Consider the following 17,731-nt stretch of genomic DNA (forward strand, 5'->3'; position numbering starts at 1 on the left):
TGACATCAACGTCGACAGCAACCGACGCAGACGCCGTCAACCACCGGCACACGTTCGCGGCAAACGCCAGCCCGGCCACCTTCGCGCTGACTACCAGATCATGTTACGAGCGGGTGCATCAACAACGCTGGAGAAGCCTGCCCTTGATCTTGGAAATCGCGTCAGATGGAGGACCAGACTTTGTGAAATCCCCTCCTTAAAACTCACCCCACGCCGATTGAGCGCTAGATCCAACTGTGAATGCCCTGGCTTCCGTTTCGTCAAATATTGCCACCAGGCCATCTGGCAGATACCCGAGGTCATCACCACTCATTTCGCCGAGCGCGACGACAGCCGACCGACCATGGGAAAAGTCGAAGCGCATTGACCAAAGCGCTTCCGGGCATCCTTCGTTAGGAACGTGAAAAGCGCCCACTATATTCGCGATTGTCTCTCCAAGCAACGGCCGCCACTCCGGCGTTGCGCTTACGTCGAGGAAGTCGACGCCGCCAAACTCCCCGGCAAGAGAATCCGTCAAGAGACCAACGCCCAGCCCTTCGTTTAGCCCTTGCATTTCCCAGCGCACCACGAGTGACCCTCCCCCCTCCAGGGAGAACTTGAGCGCCATGTCAATCTCATGAACAGTGTCGTGACGATGCCCATTCGGCCACTCGCCACCAGATACAGGCTGATAGCCGACGGCCGAAACATTTTGGCCGACCACCTTTGCAGCGAGCACATCGAAAGCTCTTGGCTGCCCAGCAGCAAGATCCCACGGGAGGATGATCTTGTCCATTAATACCGCCCAAAGTATTGGAATGCGCCATTCTGATCAAAGGTAGCACCAAAACCTCGCTGGCCTGTTGGCCCCGGCATTGTGTACCTCGTCCCGCCCCGAAAACCTCCGCTAGTGACTGGAGAGCTTGTCGTCGCCGGGTTTGTCAGAATGTCGTCCAAGAGATTCTGGCCTGCCTCATCCAACTGCGCACCAGGAACGGCATCCAATTCACCACGATCCATGTGCTTTTGATACGCCCGACCTGCCGCCGTCCTACCACCCTTAGCGGCCCGCTGCCCGCTTTGCGACAGCGCAGTCAGGTCCGGAGTGCATGGTCCTGTGTTGTGCACGAGGACCGGGGTTTTGCCGGCGAGCACATAGTACGTGTGGATGCCATCAACGGTTAGGTTGTAAGCGAGGGCGGCGTGGACAGTGTCGGGGCGGAGGCCCACCGCCAATCGGGTTCGGCCGTCCGATGACAACACGAGGTCGCCCGCGTCGAGCTCGTCAGCCCGCTGCCACTCCCGGTCTGTCTGGTTCCAGAACGGATGATCCTCGGTCGTGGTGATCACCGCGCCAACCAGCTGGAGCTCGATGAGATCGTCCTGGTGGACCCAGACATGAGTGATGACTCGGGGACCCTGCTCACCGGTCTCCGGGTCCGCCGCCATCACCTCGTCTCCGGCCTCCAACTCATCCAGTCGCTTGGTGGCGCCATCGGCCATCAGGACTTCGGTTTCACCGCTGAAGCTCATGCAGCCGCAGTTACAGCCACCGCCGCGACCAGGACGCCCACCCTGTAGTCCCGTACGGGCCGCGGCGTTGGCCGCGCCGATCGCACCGCTCTGGAACATCTCGTCTGCTGGCAAGGTCGCTGCCAAGATGTCGACGTACGGGCTGTAGAGCTGCTCGATCCACTCCTGGCAGCCGCCCGGCCGTCCCATGTCGTGGCAGATGTTCATGGCGAGCGCGCGCTCGTCCTGCGCCTCGAGTAGGTCGTTGCTGAAGGCCGACGCCGAAAGCCACTCGGCACGCTGATCGTTCCACCGGCGGGCGAACTCCTCCAGCGGCACCGTTTCGGGCACCACGATCACTTTTCCGAGGACTCGGGGATGCTCCCGCTTCCGGTCCCTGGTGCTCGTCTTGCCGTTCGCGTCGCCCCACGCGATGTTCGCCTCAGTGCCGCAGCCACCCGGGCAGCCGCCGGCACCCCGACCGTCGCCCTCCTTCAGCGGACGCGGGTCGTAACCGCGGCAGTCGTACTCCCGGCAGTCGGCGGGGATCAGACCGTCCGGGTCGCTCATCGTGACCGGGGAGTTGTTGGCGTAGGAGTAACCATTCCACTGCTGCGGATCGGCCGGGTCCTGCAACGGGTCCACCGAGACGAACCGACCAATTGTCGGGTCGTAGTTGCGGGCGCTGACCTGGGTCAGGCCGGTGTTCGTGTTGAGTGGCTGGTTGAGGAAGCCGCGGTTGTCCGGTGCCGTGACGGTGGAGCCGCGCGGCGCGCCGTACGGGGTGTACTGCCGCCAGGTCGGCACCTGGGCCGTGTTGTTCAGGTAGAGGCTGGGCGTGCCCTGGTGGTCGGGGATGGTGAACCCGTACGCGTTGCCACTACCCGTGCGGTAGGCCATCGCGCCGCTCGGCAGCGGGTAGTAGCGGGTGCCGCTGAGCGCCTGGGTATTGGTGTTGAGGGTGATCTGCTGACCGGGCAGGTAGAGGGTGGTGACCCCCGGGTCCTTCTGGATCAGCAGGTTGCCGTCGGCGTCGTACAGGAAAGAGCTGTTGCCGTCCGTGCCGCCGGTCACCGACGCCAACTCACCCGCGTCGTCCCAGTTCAGGGTCTGGGTGCCCTGTCCGGCCTTGCGGGTGGTCATGTTGCCCGCGTCGTCGTAGCCGTACGACGTGCTGCCGGTGAGCCCACCGGTGGTGGTGGTGCTCGTCAACGTGTGCGGCTGGCCCTTGGCGTTGCCGTCGTAGGTGTAGCCGGTGGTGGTGTCGTTACCCCCGGTCAGTGAGTACTGGGTCTGGCTGCTCCGGTTGCCGAGCGGGTCGACGCTCCACTCGGTCCAGTAGGCGCTGGTGGCGCCGATGCCGCTGCCGACCATGGCCCGGTTACCGACGGTCGGCGCGACGGCGCAACCGTCGGTCGCCGTCCACGCCTTGGTGAGCCGCCGCAGTGCGTCGTACCGGTAGCACTCCGTCTCGGAGACCGTCGTCGGCTCGTAACGGGTGTTGACCGTCTTCGTGATGTTGCCGTACGTGTCGTACTCGTAGCTCTGCTTGTCGACGTCCGTGGTCGTGGTCGTCGTCTTGGTCACCAGTTGCTGATTCAGCCGCCCGTTGTGATCGTCGTAGATGTTGACGATGGAGGCCACGCTCGGCGGGAGGCCGACCACGTTGCGGGTGATCCGACCCCAGGCGTCGTAGTCCGCGGACGCGCTGTAGCCGGCCAGCCCCGCGGTGACGGTCGGCAGGTCCAGGATTCCGCTGTAGCTACGGATAACGGTTTCGGCAGGCAGGTTGCCGCGCGCCGGATAGGTGTCGGTGAGGGGGATTCCGATCGTTGCCGAGTAGGTGTGCCCGAACGCGTACGTGTTGCCGAGCGCCCCCTCGACGGCGGGAATGGTGATCGTCTCGCCCTTCGAGTTGCCGAAGGAGTCGAAGTTGATCCACTGGGTGCTGTACTCGGCGCCGTTGCGGAAGGCGGTCGCGGTGGTCAGCTTGCCGATCGCGTTCGTGATCGACGCCGCGTTGTTGTCGTTGTCGTACACCCAGGCGGCCAGCTTGTTGCTGGCCGACTGCGCCGACGTCGGCGCGGCGAAGCTCGCCGTGCGACGGTTGATCTTGTCGAAGGTGGCCGAGGTGGTCTTGCCACGGCCGTCCGTCGACTCGATGACGTTGCCGGCGCCGTCATAGCGCATGCTGCTGGTGCCGGCGTCCGGGTCGTCCTTGCCGATCACCCGACCCAGCAGGTTGTACGTGGTGGTCCACACGTTGCCGGCACTGTCGGTCAGGGTCGACTGGTTGCCGTGGCCGTCGTACCCGTAGCTGCTGTCTACCGTGGTACCGCCGGTCAAGCGGTACAGGCCGGTGAAGGAGTTACTCGGCGACACCAGCGCCGGCGCGGCCGTGTACTGGAGTTGCTTCTCCAGCCGGCCCATCGGGTCGTTGACGGTCGCGGTGACGGTGCCGCCGGTCGGCGGGATGACCGTCGTGCGGTCCCCGTTGTACACGGTCCTGGTCGACGATTTCACCACGCCGTCGCGTGCGCTCTCGGCCAGGATGACCCGGCCGAGCCCGTCGTAGGTGTTGTAGGTCTGGTTCAGGGCCTTCTTGACCAACGAGTCCGTGTACGACGGCGTGGTGTTCGGCCCGGTGGAGGCGTCCCACCAGCCGTTGTAGGTCGCCCGCACCCAACCCCGACTGTCGTAGAACGAGTCGGAGATCATCCGACCACCCGGGTTCGTGTCCGACTGGGTCTGCCGCACCCGGTAGAGGGCGTCGTAGATGGTGGTCGAGGTCCGGTACGAGTTGTTCTTGTTGAGGGTTTCGGTCGTCGTGGCGGTCACCCCGGTGTTCGACACCGCGTAGCTGTGCTTCACGTTCGCCAGCGCGCTCGTGGGCCGGGACGCCAGCCAGACCGCCGTCAACCGACCGAGCGCGTCGTACTGGGTGCTGGTGACCACCCCGTTGGCGTCGGTGCTGCTCGTGGGCAGATTGCGCAGCGTGGTGATGGTCGTGGAGGTGGCGTGACCCTCCGCGTTCTCCAACTTCATGCCGGTGGTCAGACCGGCCGTGTTGTCGGTGTAGGTGGTGATGGTCTTGTTGCCGTTACCGTCCCAGCTTCCGGTCACCCGCCCGTACGCGTCGAACTCGGCCTTGTCGGTGGTCTGGTAGACGTACGCACCGGAGACCCAGTCGGACGCCTTGCGAACCATCGTGACGTTGCCCCGCGTCGGGGCGGCCTGCGGAAACGCCTCCGCGAACTGCGTGTCGTCGTAGTAGGTCCGAACGTGCGAGACGACCTGCGCCGGCCGGCTGACCGTGGTCGGGGCGGCCAGCGTGTTGGTGCTGCCCGGCACCGAGGCCGGCGAGCCGGCGCGGAAGCCGGCGCAGGCCACCGACACCGTCTCGATCTGGCTGGTCAGGCCGACCAGGTTGAGACCGGTGTTGGCCGCGGCGTACGTCGTGCTCGTACACCGGTCGTAGGTGGGATTCGCCGGCACAGTGTGGTCGTACGAGTGTTGCAACAGCCCGAAGGTCGGCGAGCTGATCGACGAGTCGTACGACATGTCGGACTGGCTGTACCGCCAGGTGGTGCTGGCGCCGGAGGTGACGGCCTGCCGCCGCCACGTCTGCACCGGCGCGGTGAACGTCGCGGTCAGGTCCGGGAGTCCGGTGCGGCTCCGGGTCGCGGTCGCGTCCGAAACCCAGTACGAGGTGACCGTCGAGCTGTCGACCGGGCCGCCGTCGCCCAGGTACGAGGTGGTCTCCAGAGCACGACCAGCGAGCTGGTCGACGTCCTCGTGGACCCCTCCCGCGCTGTCGGTGACGGTGGCGACCGCGGTGCTGTTGTTCTTGCTCATGCCCCGGTAGTAGGTGGTCTCGGCCAACGTGCGGGGGTCGTTCACGCCGTCACCGTTGCGTACCCGGACCTTGCCGTACCCACGGAACTGGCCGTAGGTGCGGTACTTGGCCTTGACCACCTCGTTGTCGTCGTAGTGCCAGGCAGCGCCGTCGAGGTATTGGTAACTGGTGGAGGTGGCTGGCGCACCGCCGGTCGGGTCGGTCGAGGTGACCCGGGTGACGGCGTACTTGTTGAACCAGTCGCGGATCTGGTCCGGCAACCCCTCCGGGGTCCAGTAGACCGGGTAGCAGGACTTGGTGTTGGTGGCGGGACTGATCGTCACCGGCGTCGTGCAGGGTTCGGGCAGCTCGTAGCTGGGCGAGACGACCGAGCCGGTCTCGGTGGTGATCGTCGCGATGCGCTGCCGGTAGAACGAGGGGTAGCCGCTCCTGACCTCCACGCGGTTGGGGAGCTTAATGCCGGTGAACGACACCGAGGGCAGGGTGATGGCGCTGGTCGAGCCGCCGGAGGTGGTGTCACGCCCGGTACGGGTGATCGACGTCAGCCACAGCGTCGGCGCGGTGCCGTCACCTGTCGCCGGCATCGTGTGCGCGAGGGCGTAGGAATCGACCTTCTTGTACGGAGTGGTGCTGGTGTCGTACTGCTGGGTCTCGATCGAGGCCAACCGAACGGTGGAGAAGAAGGACGGGCTCCACGCCTTGCAGTCGGTGCCGGAGTTGCAGACGAGGTCGAACGGGACGTCCGGCCAGTTCGCCTTGTTCGCCTCGTTCAACGGCTTGCAAGTGCCCGACAGGCAACGGTCGTCGGTGTTGAACACCACCTGGTTGGGGACGATGCCGTACGCGCCGTTGTCACGGAAGCCGTAGTCGATCCGGGCCAGGTTGCTGTCCCGGATGTACATCACGTCCGTGGCGCCCTCGTTGCGCCCGTAGTAGTTGGTGGCCTGGTTGTAGTAGTAGGCCATCGCGTTGCCGTGGACGTCCTTGACGTAGTCGAGGTTCCACCGGTACGCCATGGTGCAGACCGACGAGCTGAAGCCTGCCGAGTCGTAACAGGGGTCGCCGGAGTGCGCCGAGTAGACCGGGACGTAGTCGACCGACTTGGTCTCGGGCTTGTTGGTGGTCCACCCGGGCAGGCGGTTGCGGCCGAACTCGTAGACCGTGCCGTCCCGTTCGGTCACCCGCCAGTAGTCGGTGTCCTCGGTACCGCTGCCGTTGCCCGAGTTCATTACCCGGGTGACCACGGCACCGGTGTCGTTCTGCACCTTCCAGGTGTCGTTGGCGGAGTCCCAGATGAGCGAACTCGACGATCCGTTCAACGCGATGGTGAGGATCGGGCCGGCGTAGCACCGGTCGTTCGTCTTGACCGGCGACGGGCTGCCACCCGGGTCGTCCGAGCAGGAGACGAAGGTCTGCTCGACGTACGACTTCGGGGTGGTCCAACCGTCGCCGACCCACGACGCCTGCGCGTTGGTGGCCACGGTCTGGCCGTCGACACTTGCGGAGTCGTAGGAGAGAGCCAGTTGCGGCACGAGCTTCGACCGGGTCGGCGGCACGGTCAACGGGTACGAGTAGGTGAAGGAGCCGGTACTGCCACCCGCGCTCCACGAGCCGGACGGCTTCAGGTCGGTCGCCGCGTAGTTGCCGCCCGTGCCGCCCTGCTCGCCAACACCGGCGACGGCGGCGAGGACCATCGCCGGGGCGGCCGAGCGACTGTCGCCGCCGACAGTCGTCAGCGGCACCTCGGCCGACACCGACTTGGCCGCCTGATCGTTCGTGGAAGGCACCCGGGTCGGCGTCCGGCAGGCGGCGAGCGAGGGAGTGGTGAGCGCACACGCCGGCAGTTGCACGAGCCGAAGACGGGACCCGTAGTTGCCGCCGTACGCCTCGGTGAACTCGGCATAGTCGACGCCGACATGCACGGAGCCGCTGGCGCGTTCACTGTCCGTCGGAGTCAGCGACAGCAATACGCCGTCCACGCCGGCGGCCTCGGTGGTCGCCCGGTCCGCGATCTGGACCCGCATCTGCCGGGGTCCGGCGTAACGACCACCCTTCGCGACCGGCGCCACCCAGACCGGGGTGCCCGCGGCACGGGTGCTCCCCGGTGCCGCGGTGCGGGTCGCCGAAGCCGAGCCGACCAGCTCCACCGTGGCCGACGCGGCCTTCGGCCATGCCGTCCGCGACGGTCGATGGGTCGACTTCGCCTGGTCAGGTGGGGTAACGAAGTGCGTGGGCAACGGCTTGACGCCGGTCACGGATCGCCCGGGCGACATGGGCGGCAGCTTGGACAGGCCGCCGTCATCGGGCTTCGCGACCGCTGGCGTCCCGGTCAGCAGGCTGGCCATCAGCGACGTCGCCGCAGTAAGCGCCACCAGACGTCTGGGCCCTGTGACCAAACGTAATCCCCCGTGCCCGACCATTGCACCCTCACCTCTGCGAGATCCGGAAAAACACGCAGGGTGTTACGTCGCGCACCCCCGTGGCGCGATCAATGTTTCACGTCGGCTCCGCACCAATGGTCACGGAACGGTAACGAATGACCTGGGTCGGACCGGCAAATCCAACGCAGTGAGTTCCAAAGGGCATCTCTGCGTGACACACGTCGTTCCGCGCAGGCGGCCAGGCTGGTTCACTGCTGCCGCCCACCCGGACGTACCCACGTCCGCCGGACGACGAACTCGACCGGGATCCTCTGGATGCACCCGGGAGCCTCCAATGGTTCCCTCGCTCCTCGGGTCTCGCTCGCCACCGACTGGTGAACAACAGCGGCGGGTCGGATGCCCCCGCCGCACCGTGGATCGAGCAGCTAGCCGGCGGTCGCGCGGACGTACGCCACGCACTCGTCGTGCAACGTCGACCAGTCCTCGCCGAACGCCTCGTCGGCGGCGGCCGCGAGCGTCGCACGGTCGTGCACCACGGCCTTGAAGAACGTCAACAGCCGCTCCGGCCCGAACCGGTCGACGAGGTGGCGGACGGCGAGGTAACCAACGCCGTAGCTGCCGCCGACCCGGTCGGCGGGCGCGTCGTCGGTCGGCGTGACGCCCTCCAACCGGCCGTCCCAACCGCCCTGGACCAGTTTGCGCACCTCAGCGAGCCCTTCGTACCGGTCGACCGGCCGACCGCCGGAACCCGAGAACTCGGCCAGCCCTTCGACGAGCCACCACGTCGTCTTGCCCGGGTATCCGCGCTCGGGCAGCGACGCGGCGTGGGTCAGCTCGTGCCGGAGCAGGTCATCGGCGCCGCTGCCGGGCAGCCCGTCGGCGTTGAGCACCACCTCGTGGTGGCCGCCACCGACCGTCACCGCGTAACCGCCGGTCCACTGTGGTCGCCCGCCGCCGTACCAGCGCTGCCACTCGGTGCGGCCGGCGTAGAAGATCCGGTAGCGGTCCGGGGGCGAGCCCGTCACGACGTACGTGTCGGCGACCTTCGCCGCCGCCTCGGCCTGGGTGAGCAGGGCGGGCAGCTTGCCGCGCAGCGCGGGTGTGGTGGCGACGATGGTCCGCGCGCCGACCGCCACGACCAGGTCGCTGATCTCCCACGGCCGGGTGCCGGTCTCGACGGACTTGGACTCCTCGACGGCGACCAGTCGGGGCGTGTCGCCGTTCTCCCGCCAGCGGGTGCCGATCAGCACCGGACTCGGTCGGCAGTCCGCCACGACGAAGCAGTACTGGAAGCGCACCAGTAGCCGCCACTCCCCCGGCCTGCCGACGACCGGCGTGGGCAGACCACTCGGCTCGGCCCGCCAAACGGTCACCTTGAGGGCCCGCAGGGCGGCGAATCGGCGGCGCAGGTCGGCGTGCGCGGCCGGATCGGCGATGGAGAGGAAGGCGGTGCGGTCGCCGCCGAGCAACGCCGTGGACTGCTGCCGGAGCTGCGCGGTCATCCGGTCGGACAACCCCCGTGCGACGGCGGTGGCCGGGTCGTCGGTGGCGGTGACCCCGGCCCGGCTGAGCGTGGCCCGGCCGGCAGCCTCCCGGATGGCCCCGACCACCAGCACCGCCGGAAGACCGCAGCCCAGCAGCAGGACGACAACGACGAGTACGGTCCACAGCGGCCAGAGCCGCCGCGGTGCTGGCTGCTGCACCCCGTCAGTCACCCGCCGAAGGGTACGACCATTCGGCGAATCGGGCGAGGCCGACCCGGTCCGATCGGTCGGGTCAGGCCCCGCGAGCCGGCCACGAGCGGAACGCGGTGTCCAGCCCGGCGACCAACTGGTGGTACGACCGGTCGACCTCGCGGGGCAGACCGAAGCCGCCGGCGGCCTCCAGGGCGATGAAGCCGTGCAGGGCGCTGCGCAGGGCGCGGGTCGCGTCCACCGCGTCGTCGCCGGTGAGCCCGTAGCCGCGCAGCACCGCGAAGATGGCGCCCACCGCGCGTTCGCCGGCCTCGACGTGCTCCGGGTCGGACGGGTCGGGCACCCGCTGGGTGGTTGGGTAGCGCCCGGGGTGCCGGCGGGCGTACGCGCGGTAGGCGTCGGCCATCGCGCGCAGGGCGTCCCCCCCGGCCCGGCCGGCGGCGGCAGTGGTCAGCTCGGTCGCCAGCTCGGCGGTGGCGAGCGCGGCGAGCTTCTGGTTGAGCGCGTCGGCCCCACGGATGTGCTTGTAGAGGCTGGGCAGCGCGACGCCGAGTCGGCTGGCGAGCGCGGCGAGGGTGAGCTGTTCGTAGCCGACCTCGTCGGCGAGCCGGGCGGCCTCGCGCACCACGGCCTGCTGGTTGAGCCCGGCCCTAGGCACCGACACACACCCGGCTAGCTGTCATAGCCTGAAAGCTAACTCCGCTAGCCGGGCGCGTCAAGCGACGGTTACTTCTTGGAGATCAGGGCGCGGCCGAAGAAGACCAGGTTCGCCGGGCGCTCGGCGAGCCGACGCATCAGGTAGCCGTACCACTCGTCGCCGTACGGGACGTACGTGCGCACCGTGTAGCCCTCGCCGGCCAGCCGGGCCTGCTCCTCGGGACGGATGCCGTAGAGCATCTGGAACTCGAAGCGCTCCGGCCCCCGGTCGAACCAGCGCGCCCGGTCCTCGCCGATCGAGATCATCCGCGGGTCGTGCGTCGCCAGCATCGGGTACCCGTCGCCGGACATCAGGATGTTCATGCAGCGGACGTAGGACTTGTCCACCTCGCGGGCCGACTGGTAGGCCACCGACTCCGGCTCCTTGTAGGCGCCCTTGCACAGGCGCACCCGCGACCCGGCCGAGGACAGCTCCCGGCAGTCCGACTCGGTCCGCCGCAGGTACGCCTGGAGCACCGCCCCCGTCGACGGGAAGTCCTTGCGCAGCTTCGCCAGCACCTCCAACGTCGAGTCGGTGGTGGTGTGGTCCTCCATGTCCAGCGTGACGGTGGTGCCCGCCTTGTCGGCGGCAGCGCAGATCGCCCGCACGTTGTCGTACGCCAACTGTTCGTCGAACATCTGGCCCAGCGCGGAAAGCTTCACGCTCACCTCGGCGGCCGGCGTGAGCCCGGCCCCGGAGAGCATCGACAGCAGCTTCAGGTACTCGTCCCGGGTGGCCGTGGCCTGCTCGGGGGTGACGGTGTCCTCGCCCAGGTGGTCGAGGGTGACGGCCAGCCCGTCGTCGACGAGCCCGCGGGTCGCGCGCAACGCGTCGTCGGTGGCGGCGCCGGCGACGAACCGGCGGACGACGTCCCGGGTGTACGGGGCGGTCGCGACGAGCCGCTCGACCTGGGATGACCGGGAGGCGGCGAGGATGACGGAACGGAGCATGAGCCGAGCGTATCGCCCCTGCCAGGAGCCCCGCCCGGCGGCGGCTGCGCCTGCGGCGCTTGTGTAAGGAAGGGCCCCTTGTACAACAGATTCCGTTAACAAGGTGCCCTTCCTTGCCTGGGGCTGCGGCGCTGGCGTCGATCGGCTACAACGATGCCGTGAACCAAAGCCCCCACCGCCGGCTCCGGTCGGCCTCCGTGCAGCTCGGCGCGCTCACCGCTCTCGCGCTCGCCCTCTCCGGCTGCAACATGACCTCCGACGACGACGATGACGACTGCGCCCTCGGGCCGGTCGGTGGCGGTGGCACGGTCGCGCTGGGGATGCGGGTGTCCGCCCCCACCGCGGGGCGGACCGGCGGCGAGCCGACGACCGCCGCCCTGCCCGAGCGCGGCGGGTTCGGCACCCACCTCGCCTCCTGCGGCGGCTGACGTGCGGCGCGAGGCCGTGACGCCCCGGCCCGACTGGGACGCCACCATCCGGGCCCAGGGCCTGGTGTACGTCGACACCGAACTGCCCGACGGCGGGATCATGTCGTACTGGGACGAGACCGCCGCGTACGCCTTCGACCTGGACGAGGTGCTGCGGCTGGAGGAGGCCACCGAGGAGCTGCACCGGATGTCGGTGGCCGCCGCTGAGTACGTGGTGGCCCAGCGCCGGTACGCCGAGTTCGGCATCCCCGAGTGGGCCGCGGAGGCGGTGGCCCGGTCCCTGCGCGAGGCGCCGCCCACCCTTTACGGGCGATTCGACCTGGCGTACGACGGCACCTGGCCGCCGAAGATGCTGGAGTACAACGCGGACACCCCGACGGCGCTCGTCGAGGCGAGCATCGTCCAGTGGTACTGGCTGGAGCAGACCCGCCCGGACCTGGACCAGTGGAACAGCCTGCACGAGCGGCTGGTCGGCGCCTGGGCCAAGATCGGCGCCGGGCTGCACGACCCCCGGGTGCACGTGCTCTGGTCGAACGAGGAGGAGTCGGGCGAGGACCACATGACCGCCGGCTACCTCGCCGAGACCGCCCGGCAGGCCGGCCTGGACGTCGCGCTGCAACCCATTCAGGAGATCGGCTGGGACGGCCGGCGCTTCGTCGACGCCGCCGACCGCCCGGTGACCACCTGCTTCAAGCTCTACCCGTGGGAGTGGATGCTCGCCGAGCCGTACGGGCCGCCGGCGCTGGCCCCGGGCACCCCGACCACCTGGATCGAGCCGGCCTGGAAGCTGCTGCTGTCCAACAAGGCGCTGCTCGCCATCCTCTGGGAGCTGTACCCGGGTCACGAGTTCCTGCTTCCGGCGTACCTCGACTCGCCGCGCGGCATGCCCGAGTACGTGGCCAAGCCCCTGCTCGGCCGCGAGGGCGGCTCGGTACGCATCGTCACCGCCGCCGAGGAGATCACCAACCCGGGGATCTACGGCGACGAGGGCTGGTGCTACCAGGAGTTTCGGGCGCTGCCGCAGTTCGACGGCAACCGGACGGTGTTGGGTAGCTGGATCGTCGACGGCGAGTCGGCCGGGTTGGGAGTCCGCGAGAGCGCGAGTCTGATCACCGACGGCTACGCGCGGTTCCTACCGCACTACATCGACGCGCCACGCGCCCCGTGAGTCGTCTACCGTTGGGGTGTGAACTTCGACGCGTACGCCCGGACCGGCGTTGACCTGGTCAACGCCCGCCTGGACGACCTCGACGACCTGCGGGCCCTGTTCCCCGACGACAACGCCTGGATGCGCGACGAGGTCGCCGACCGGGACGTCGCCATCTTCCGACGGGCTCAGAAGCGGTTGCGCGATGTCTTCGAGTACGGCACCTCGGGGCGCGACGCCCAGGCGGTGACCGAGCTGAACGCGCTGTTGGAGGCGTTCCCGGTCCAGCCGCGCATCTCCGGGCACGACTCCAGTGACTGGCACATGCACGTGACCAGCCGGGGTGCCTCGGTCAGCGCCGAATACCTGGCCGGCGCGGTCTGGGGGCTCTCGGTGTGGCTCTGCGAGTACGGCAGCGCCCGCTTCGGGGTCTGCGCCGACGAGCGGTGCGGCAACGTCTACCTGGACACGTCGTCCAACTGCTGCCGGCGGTTCTGCTCTGAGCGCTGCGCCACCCGCTCGCATGTGGCGGCGCACCGGGCCCGCAAGCGGGCCGCGGTCGGCGAGCAGGCGCCGGTCGCCCCGCAGCCGACCTCGACCGCTGAGTCGCTGACCCCGGTCAGTTGACCGGGGCCACCGGTCAGACGTCGACCGGTGACGGCGCGGTGAGGTGCTCGCGGGCGAACTCGAGCGAAGTCCGCAGGTCCGCCTCGCGCACCGCGCGGCTCTTCGCGCCCCGGGTCGCCACCTCGACGGCCACCGCGCCGGTGAAGCCCCGGCCGGCCAGCGAGGAGAGCAGCTCCCCGCAGGGCTGGGTGCCGCGTCCGGGCACCAGGTGCTCGTCACGGCCCTCGCCGGTGCCGTCGCCCAGGTGCACGTGGGCGAGCCCCGCGCCCATCCGGTCGGCCATCGCGAGGGGGTCACTGTGCGAGGCCGCGCAGTGGGAAAGATCCAGGGTGTACGACGGGTAGCCGGTGTCGGTGGGATCCCATCCGGGGACGTACGGGACGAACTGCCGGCCCGCCATGCGCACCGGGTACATGTTCTCCACGGCGAAGCGGAGCCCGGAGAACCGCTCCTCGACTCTGGCCAGCCCCTCGGCGAACCCGCGCGCGTAGTCGCGCTGCCAGGTGAACGGCGGGTGCACCACCACCGTCGGCGCACCGAGCGTCTCGGCCAGCTCGGCGGCCTTGCGCAACCGCTGCCACGGGTCCGGGCTCCACACCCGCTGCGTCACCAGGAGACAGGGCGCGTGCACCGAGAGCACCGGAACGCCGTAGTGCGCCGACAGGCCGCGCAACGCGCCCGCGTCCTGGCTGACGACGTCGGTCCACACCATCACCTCGACGCCGTCGTAGCCGAGCGCCGCGGCCAGCTGAAACGCCGCAGCGGTCGGCTCGGGGAAGACCGACGAGCTGGACAGGAGCACGGGGACTCGGGACGTCACACCTGCCAGCCTAGCCCGGCTGTCACGGGGTCATCAGGACGAGCATCGGCAAACCCGTCGGCGGCCCAGGGGCGGTCACATCGGTTCGAGTTGATCGAGCCGACGGAGGATGACCCCCTCGCGCAGGGCCCACGGGCAGATGTCCATGGCATCCAGGTCGAGCCGGCGCATCACCGCCTCGGCGACCACCGCGCCCGCCAACAGTTGGTGGGCCCGGCCCGCGCCGACGCCCTCCAACTCCATCAACTGCGCGGGCGTCATGTGCCGGATGAAGCCGATGATCTGCCGCAGGCCGGCACGGGTCAGCCTGCGGTGCACCCAGAGGCCGGCGCCGGACGGTGCCGCGCCGGCCAGTCGCGCCAGGGTGCGGAACGTCTTCGAGGTGGCGGCCACCCGGTCCCAGCCCACCTCGGTCATCTGGTCGACCACCTTGTCCAGCCGGCTGTCGACGTACTCCCGTAGCTTGGCGACGGCCTCGGCGGACGACGGCGTGGTGCTGGCCGGGTCGACCCGCAGTTGCTCGCGGGTGAGACGCCCGGCGCCCAGCGGCAGCGAGACCGCCACGTCCGGGTCCTCGTCGATTCCGGCAGCGATCTCCAGGGAGCCGCCACCGATGTCGAGCACCAGCAGACGCCCCGCCGACCAGCCGAACCAGCGCCGTACCGCCAGGAACGTCATCCGTGCCTCGTCCGCGCCGGAGAGCACCTCCAGGCGTACGCCGGTCTCGTCACGGACCCGGGCGAGCACGTCGGCCGCGTTGGTGGCGTCGCGGACCGCGGAGGTGGCGAACGCGATCAGGTCGTCGGCCTCCAGCCCGGTCGCCGCCGCCCTGGCCATGCCGACCGCCTTGACCAGGCTGTCCGCACCCACCTCGGTCAACGCCCCGTCCGGACCGATCTGTTCGGCGAGACGCAGGACGACCTTCTCCGAGTGGGCCGGCCAGGGGTGCGCGCCGTGATGCGCGTCGACCACCAGCAGGTGCACCGTGTTGGATCCGACGTCGAGGACACCCAGTCGCATGGTGAAGACCCTAGGTGCAACACGTTCGTGCGGCTCGTCGGCCCGCGGACGGCACCACGCGTACGCTGGTCCGGGTGACGATGGAGCTCCGCGTGCTGGTGGACGACCCGGGGGACCCGCGCAGCCGTGAGGTGCCGCTGGACTTTCCCCGGGAGTGGATCGAGTTCGCCGACCCGGCGGACGAGACCCACCTGATCCGGGCCGACCTGACCTGGCTGCTCTCCCGCTGGACCTGCATCTTCGGCCAGGGCTGCCACGGCATCATCGCCGGCCGGGCCGCCGATGGCTGCTGCTCGCACGGGGCGTTCTTCACCGACCCGGACGACGAGAAGCGGGTCCGCCGCGCCGTCAAGCTGCTCACCCCGTCGACCTGGCAGCACTTCCAGCGCGGGTTCAAGAACTGGACCGACGAGGACACGATCGACGGCAAGAACCCCGCTCGCCGCACCGCCACCCAGGGCGCCGACGGGCCGTGCGTCTTCCTCAACGACGCCGACTTCGTCGGCGGGGGTGGTTGCGCGCTGCACGCCCAGGCGCTGCGCGACGGGGTGCACCCGCTCGAATACAAGCCGGACGTCTGCTGGCAGCTCCCCATCCGGCGTGACCAGGACTGGGTGAAGCGTCCGGACAACACCAAGGTGTTGGTCTCCACCCTGTCCGAGTTCGACCGGCGGGGCTGGGGCGCCGGTGGGCACGACCTCGACTGGTGGTGCACCTCGTCGACCGACGCGCACGTCGGGGCCGAGCCGATGTACCTGTCGTACGGCCCGGAGCTGACCGCGCTGATCGGCGCGGCGGCGTACGAGCGGCTGGCCGAGCTGTGCGCGGCCCGGGTACGACAGGGCCTGGTCGCCCCCCACCCCGCCGACGATCTCTAGCCGATCTTGGTAGCACTGTTGCTACCATATTCGGATGGCAATGACCCTCCGGCTGGATGACGAACGCGAACGGCGACTCCGTCTCGTCGCGGACGAGGAGGACCGATCCATGCACGCCGTCGTGGTCACCGCCATCGACGACTACTTGGCGCGACGGAACGCCAAGGAGTTCGGCGACCTCGCCGACGAGATCATCGAACGACACGCCACCCTGCTCGCGCGCCTGGCCGAGTGATGGCAGAGGTTCGATACCCCACGCTCGCCGATGTGGCCGGCATCGCTCGCAAGCTCGGCGTGGGGATCAGGGACGCCGGCCTCGTGGAGTCGGCGGTGGCTCGGCCGAGAACGAGCGTCTTCGGCGAAGACGCCTACCCCGATCTCTGGACCAAAGCGGCAGCGCTGCTGCACTCACTGGCGAACAACCACCCGTTCGTGGACGGCAACAAACGGATTAGCTGGATCGTGACTGTCGCCTTCCTGTTGCAGAACCGCACCGTCAGCATCGACCAGCTCGACGAGACCGATCAGGACGTCGCGTACGACCTCGTCATCGGCGTGGCGGAGAGTCGCCTGACGGAAGTCTCCGAAATCGCCGCCGCCCTGCGCAAACTGTTCTGAGCGCACGAAGTCAGTCGAGGGCGGCATCGACGAGTGTGCGGGCGGTCTGCTTCGCGGCCTCGGCGATCGCCGGATCGCCGTCCAGCACGCCGCCGGCGAGCCCACCGTCGAGCAGCAGGGTGAGCTGCCGGGCGAGCAGTTCCGAGTCGGCCGCCCCGGCCTTGCGGGCCAGCTCGGTCACCCAGGCCCGGACGACCGTCTTGTGCTCCACCGTCCGGGCGTGCACCGGACCGCCGGCGGGTGACTCGGCGGCCGTGTTGATGAAGGCGCAACCGTGGTAGCCGTCCCGACGACAGGCACTGACGAGGGCGTCGAACATCCCGACGAGCTGGTCGCGCGGCTCGTCGCCGGCCTCGCGGGCCGCCGCCCGCAGCGCGCCGAACCACGCCTGGTCGACCCGGTCCAGGTACGCCAGCACGAGGTCGTCCTTGCGCGGGAAGTGCTTGTAGAGCGTCGCCTTGGCCACGCCCGACTCGGCGATGACCGTGTCGACCCCGACGCCGCGTGGCCCGTGCGCGTAGAACAGCCGGAACGCGGTGTCCAGGATCCGGTCCCGGGCCGAGCCGGCCGGCGTGCGGTGCACGGGCATCGGCACTCCCTCATCGTTGCTGGTGACGGGCACGATTTTACAGACAGCTCGGTCTACAGACAGCTCCGTCTGCTGCCGCTCGGTCTGCTGCCGCTCGGTCTGCTGCCGCTCGTCGGTCCGCCGCCGGGGCTGACGGTGTCCTCGACTCCTGTCGAGCTGCCCCAGATATGGGGCTGAGCCGTCGAGGCCAAGCCGTCGAGGCCAAGCCGTCGAGGCTGAAACCTTTTCAGCCGCAGCGCGCTCGACCGCCGCCCCATATCCGGGGCAGCTCGACACGGCACAAGGGATAAGCGCCCTACCGCGCCGAACCCGCGCCGCCCCATTTTTCGGGCAGCTCGACACGGCACGAGGGATAACTGCCCCCTCCCCCGCCGCACCGCAGCCCAACCCCCCGCCGCCACATCTTCAGGGCAACTCGTCACGGGGCGAGGGATAGGCGCCGCGCCGCAGCCCGGACCCCGCAGCCCCATCCCCGGGGGCAACTCGACACGGGGGAAGGGACGGGCGCGATGCCAGCGTCCATGAGGGACAGCGG

14 protein-coding genes are annotated in these 17,731 nt (G+C 69.2%); 6 read left to right on the forward strand and 8 right to left on the reverse strand.

Features of this window, described 5'->3' with window-relative positions; genetic code table 11:
- Nucleotides 1–196 precede the first annotated feature (196 nt).
- The 5 genes from ACQP03_RS31315 to ACQP03_RS31335 all read right to left on the reverse strand — a co-directional run bounded on the left by ACQP03_RS31315 (nt 197) and on the right by ACQP03_RS31335 (nt 11,069).
- Nucleotides 197–775, reverse strand: coding sequence for a hypothetical protein (locus tag ACQP03_RS31315; RefSeq protein WP_357129161.1), 579 nt, complete (start codon nt 773–775; stop codon nt 197–199).
- Nucleotides 775–7,719, reverse strand: a complete 6,945-nt coding sequence (locus tag ACQP03_RS31320; RefSeq protein ID WP_433459403.1) for an RHS repeat-associated core domain-containing protein — start codon at nt 7,717–7,719, stop codon at nt 775–777. Before ACQP03_RS31320 ends, ACQP03_RS31315 begins: the two co-directional genes overlap by 1 nt.
- 434 nt (nt 7,720–8,153) lie before the next feature.
- The gene (locus ACQP03_RS31325) at nt 8,154–9,443 is read right to left on the reverse strand and encodes a hypothetical protein (RefSeq protein ID WP_357129155.1); all 1,290 of its coding nucleotides are present in this window, start codon (nt 9,441–9,443) and stop codon (nt 8,154–8,156) included.
- Between the two features lie 61 nt (nt 9,444–9,504).
- Nucleotides 9,505–10,080 carry a TetR/AcrR family transcriptional regulator gene (locus ACQP03_RS31330; protein WP_357129152.1) on the reverse strand — a complete coding sequence of 192 codons (576 nt, stop codon included), beginning with the start codon at nt 10,078–10,080 and terminating at the stop codon, nt 9,505–9,507.
- Between the two features lie 68 nt (nt 10,081–10,148).
- Complete coding sequence (locus ACQP03_RS31335) at nt 10,149–11,069, reverse strand: proline dehydrogenase family protein (RefSeq protein ID WP_355050821.1); 921 nt, start codon at nt 11,067–11,069, stop codon at nt 10,149–10,151.
- Nucleotides 11,070–11,227: 158 nt separating this feature from the next.
- Here ACQP03_RS31335 and ACQP03_RS31340 point away from each other — a divergent pair, with 158 nt between their 5' ends.
- From ACQP03_RS31340 to ACQP03_RS31350, 3 genes are read left to right on the forward strand one after another with little or no spacing between them, the layout of a single operon-like run.
- Nucleotides 11,228–11,497: a hypothetical protein gene (locus ACQP03_RS31340; protein WP_357172353.1), complete on the forward strand. Its 270-nt coding sequence runs from the start codon at nt 11,228–11,230 to the stop codon at nt 11,495–11,497.
- Nucleotide 11,498: 1 nt separating this feature from the next.
- A complete protein-coding gene (locus ACQP03_RS31345) occupies nt 11,499–12,665 on the forward strand; it encodes a glutathionylspermidine synthase family protein (protein ID WP_357129146.1) in 1,167 nt (388 codons plus the stop codon).
- Between the two features lie 18 nt (nt 12,666–12,683).
- The gene (locus ACQP03_RS31350; RefSeq protein ID WP_357129143.1) at nt 12,684–13,271 is read left to right on the forward strand and encodes a CGNR zinc finger domain-containing protein; all 588 of its coding nucleotides are present in this window, start codon (nt 12,684–12,686) and stop codon (nt 13,269–13,271) included.
- A 13-nt stretch (nt 13,272–13,284) separates the two neighbouring features.
- On the opposite strand, the gene ACQP03_RS31355 is transcribed toward ACQP03_RS31350, so the two are convergent.
- Both ACQP03_RS31355 and ACQP03_RS31360 read right to left on the reverse strand, forming a co-directional pair.
- Nucleotides 13,285–14,091 (reverse strand): sugar phosphate isomerase/epimerase family protein, encoded by an 807-nt coding sequence (locus tag ACQP03_RS31355; protein WP_357129140.1) that lies wholly within the window; start codon nt 14,089–14,091, stop codon nt 13,285–13,287.
- Nucleotides 14,092–14,166: 75 nt separating this feature from the next.
- A complete protein-coding gene (locus ACQP03_RS31360) occupies nt 14,167–15,111 on the reverse strand; it encodes a Ppx/GppA phosphatase family protein (RefSeq protein WP_357129137.1) in 945 nt (314 codons plus the stop codon).
- Nucleotides 15,112–15,191: 80 nt separating this feature from the next.
- Here ACQP03_RS31360 and ACQP03_RS31365 point away from each other — a divergent pair, with 80 nt between their 5' ends.
- Genes ACQP03_RS31365 through ACQP03_RS31375 form a run of 3 tightly spaced genes read left to right on the forward strand, consistent with a single transcriptional unit; the run spans nt 15,192 to nt 16,607 of the window.
- The gene (locus ACQP03_RS31365) at nt 15,192–15,989 is read left to right on the forward strand and encodes a hypothetical protein (RefSeq protein ID WP_357129255.1); all 798 of its coding nucleotides are present in this window, start codon (nt 15,192–15,194) and stop codon (nt 15,987–15,989) included.
- A 34-nt stretch (nt 15,990–16,023) separates the two neighbouring features.
- Nucleotides 16,024–16,224: a hypothetical protein gene (locus tag ACQP03_RS31370; RefSeq protein WP_355050827.1), complete on the forward strand. Its 201-nt coding sequence runs from the start codon at nt 16,024–16,026 to the stop codon at nt 16,222–16,224.
- Nucleotides 16,225–16,256: 32 nt separating this feature from the next.
- Nucleotides 16,257–16,607, forward strand: a complete 351-nt coding sequence (locus ACQP03_RS31375) for a type II toxin-antitoxin system death-on-curing family toxin (protein ID WP_357129134.1) — start codon at nt 16,257–16,259, stop codon at nt 16,605–16,607.
- 10 nt (nt 16,608–16,617) lie between these two features.
- Here the strand turns inward: ACQP03_RS31375 and ACQP03_RS31380 are convergent, their stop codons facing one another.
- The gene (locus tag ACQP03_RS31380) at nt 16,618–17,196 is read right to left on the reverse strand and encodes a TetR/AcrR family transcriptional regulator (RefSeq protein WP_357392835.1); all 579 of its coding nucleotides are present in this window, start codon (nt 17,194–17,196) and stop codon (nt 16,618–16,620) included.
- Nucleotides 17,197–17,731 lie beyond the last annotated feature (535 nt).

Source organism: Micromonospora sp. CA-248212, assembly GCF_050948405.1.
Taxonomy (GTDB): Bacteria; Actinomycetota; Actinomycetes; order Mycobacteriales; family Micromonosporaceae; genus Micromonospora.

Excerpts from the sequence above, each read along its gene's own strand:
- ACQP03_RS31335 (WP_355050821.1), bottom strand. The coding sequence starts at position 11,069 with ATGCTCCGTTCCGTCATCCTCGCCGCCTCCCGGTCATCCCAGGTCGAG.
- ACQP03_RS31360 (WP_357129137.1), bottom strand. The coding sequence starts at position 15,111 with ATGCGACTGGGTGTCCTCGACGTCGGATCCAACACGGTGCACCTGCTG.
- ACQP03_RS31370 (WP_355050827.1), top strand. The coding sequence starts at position 16,024 with ATGGCAATGACCCTCCGGCTGGATGACGAACGCGAACGGCGACTCCGT.
- ACQP03_RS31315 (WP_357129161.1), bottom strand. The coding sequence starts at position 775 with ATGGACAAGATCATCCTCCCGTGGGATCTTGCTGCTGGGCAGCCAAGA.
- ACQP03_RS31365 (WP_357129255.1), top strand. The coding sequence starts at position 15,192 with ATGGAGCTCCGCGTGCTGGTGGACGACCCGGGGGACCCGCGCAGCCGT.
- ACQP03_RS31380 (WP_357392835.1), bottom strand. The coding sequence starts at position 17,196 with ATGCCCGTGCACCGCACGCCGGCCGGCTCGGCCCGGGACCGGATCCTG.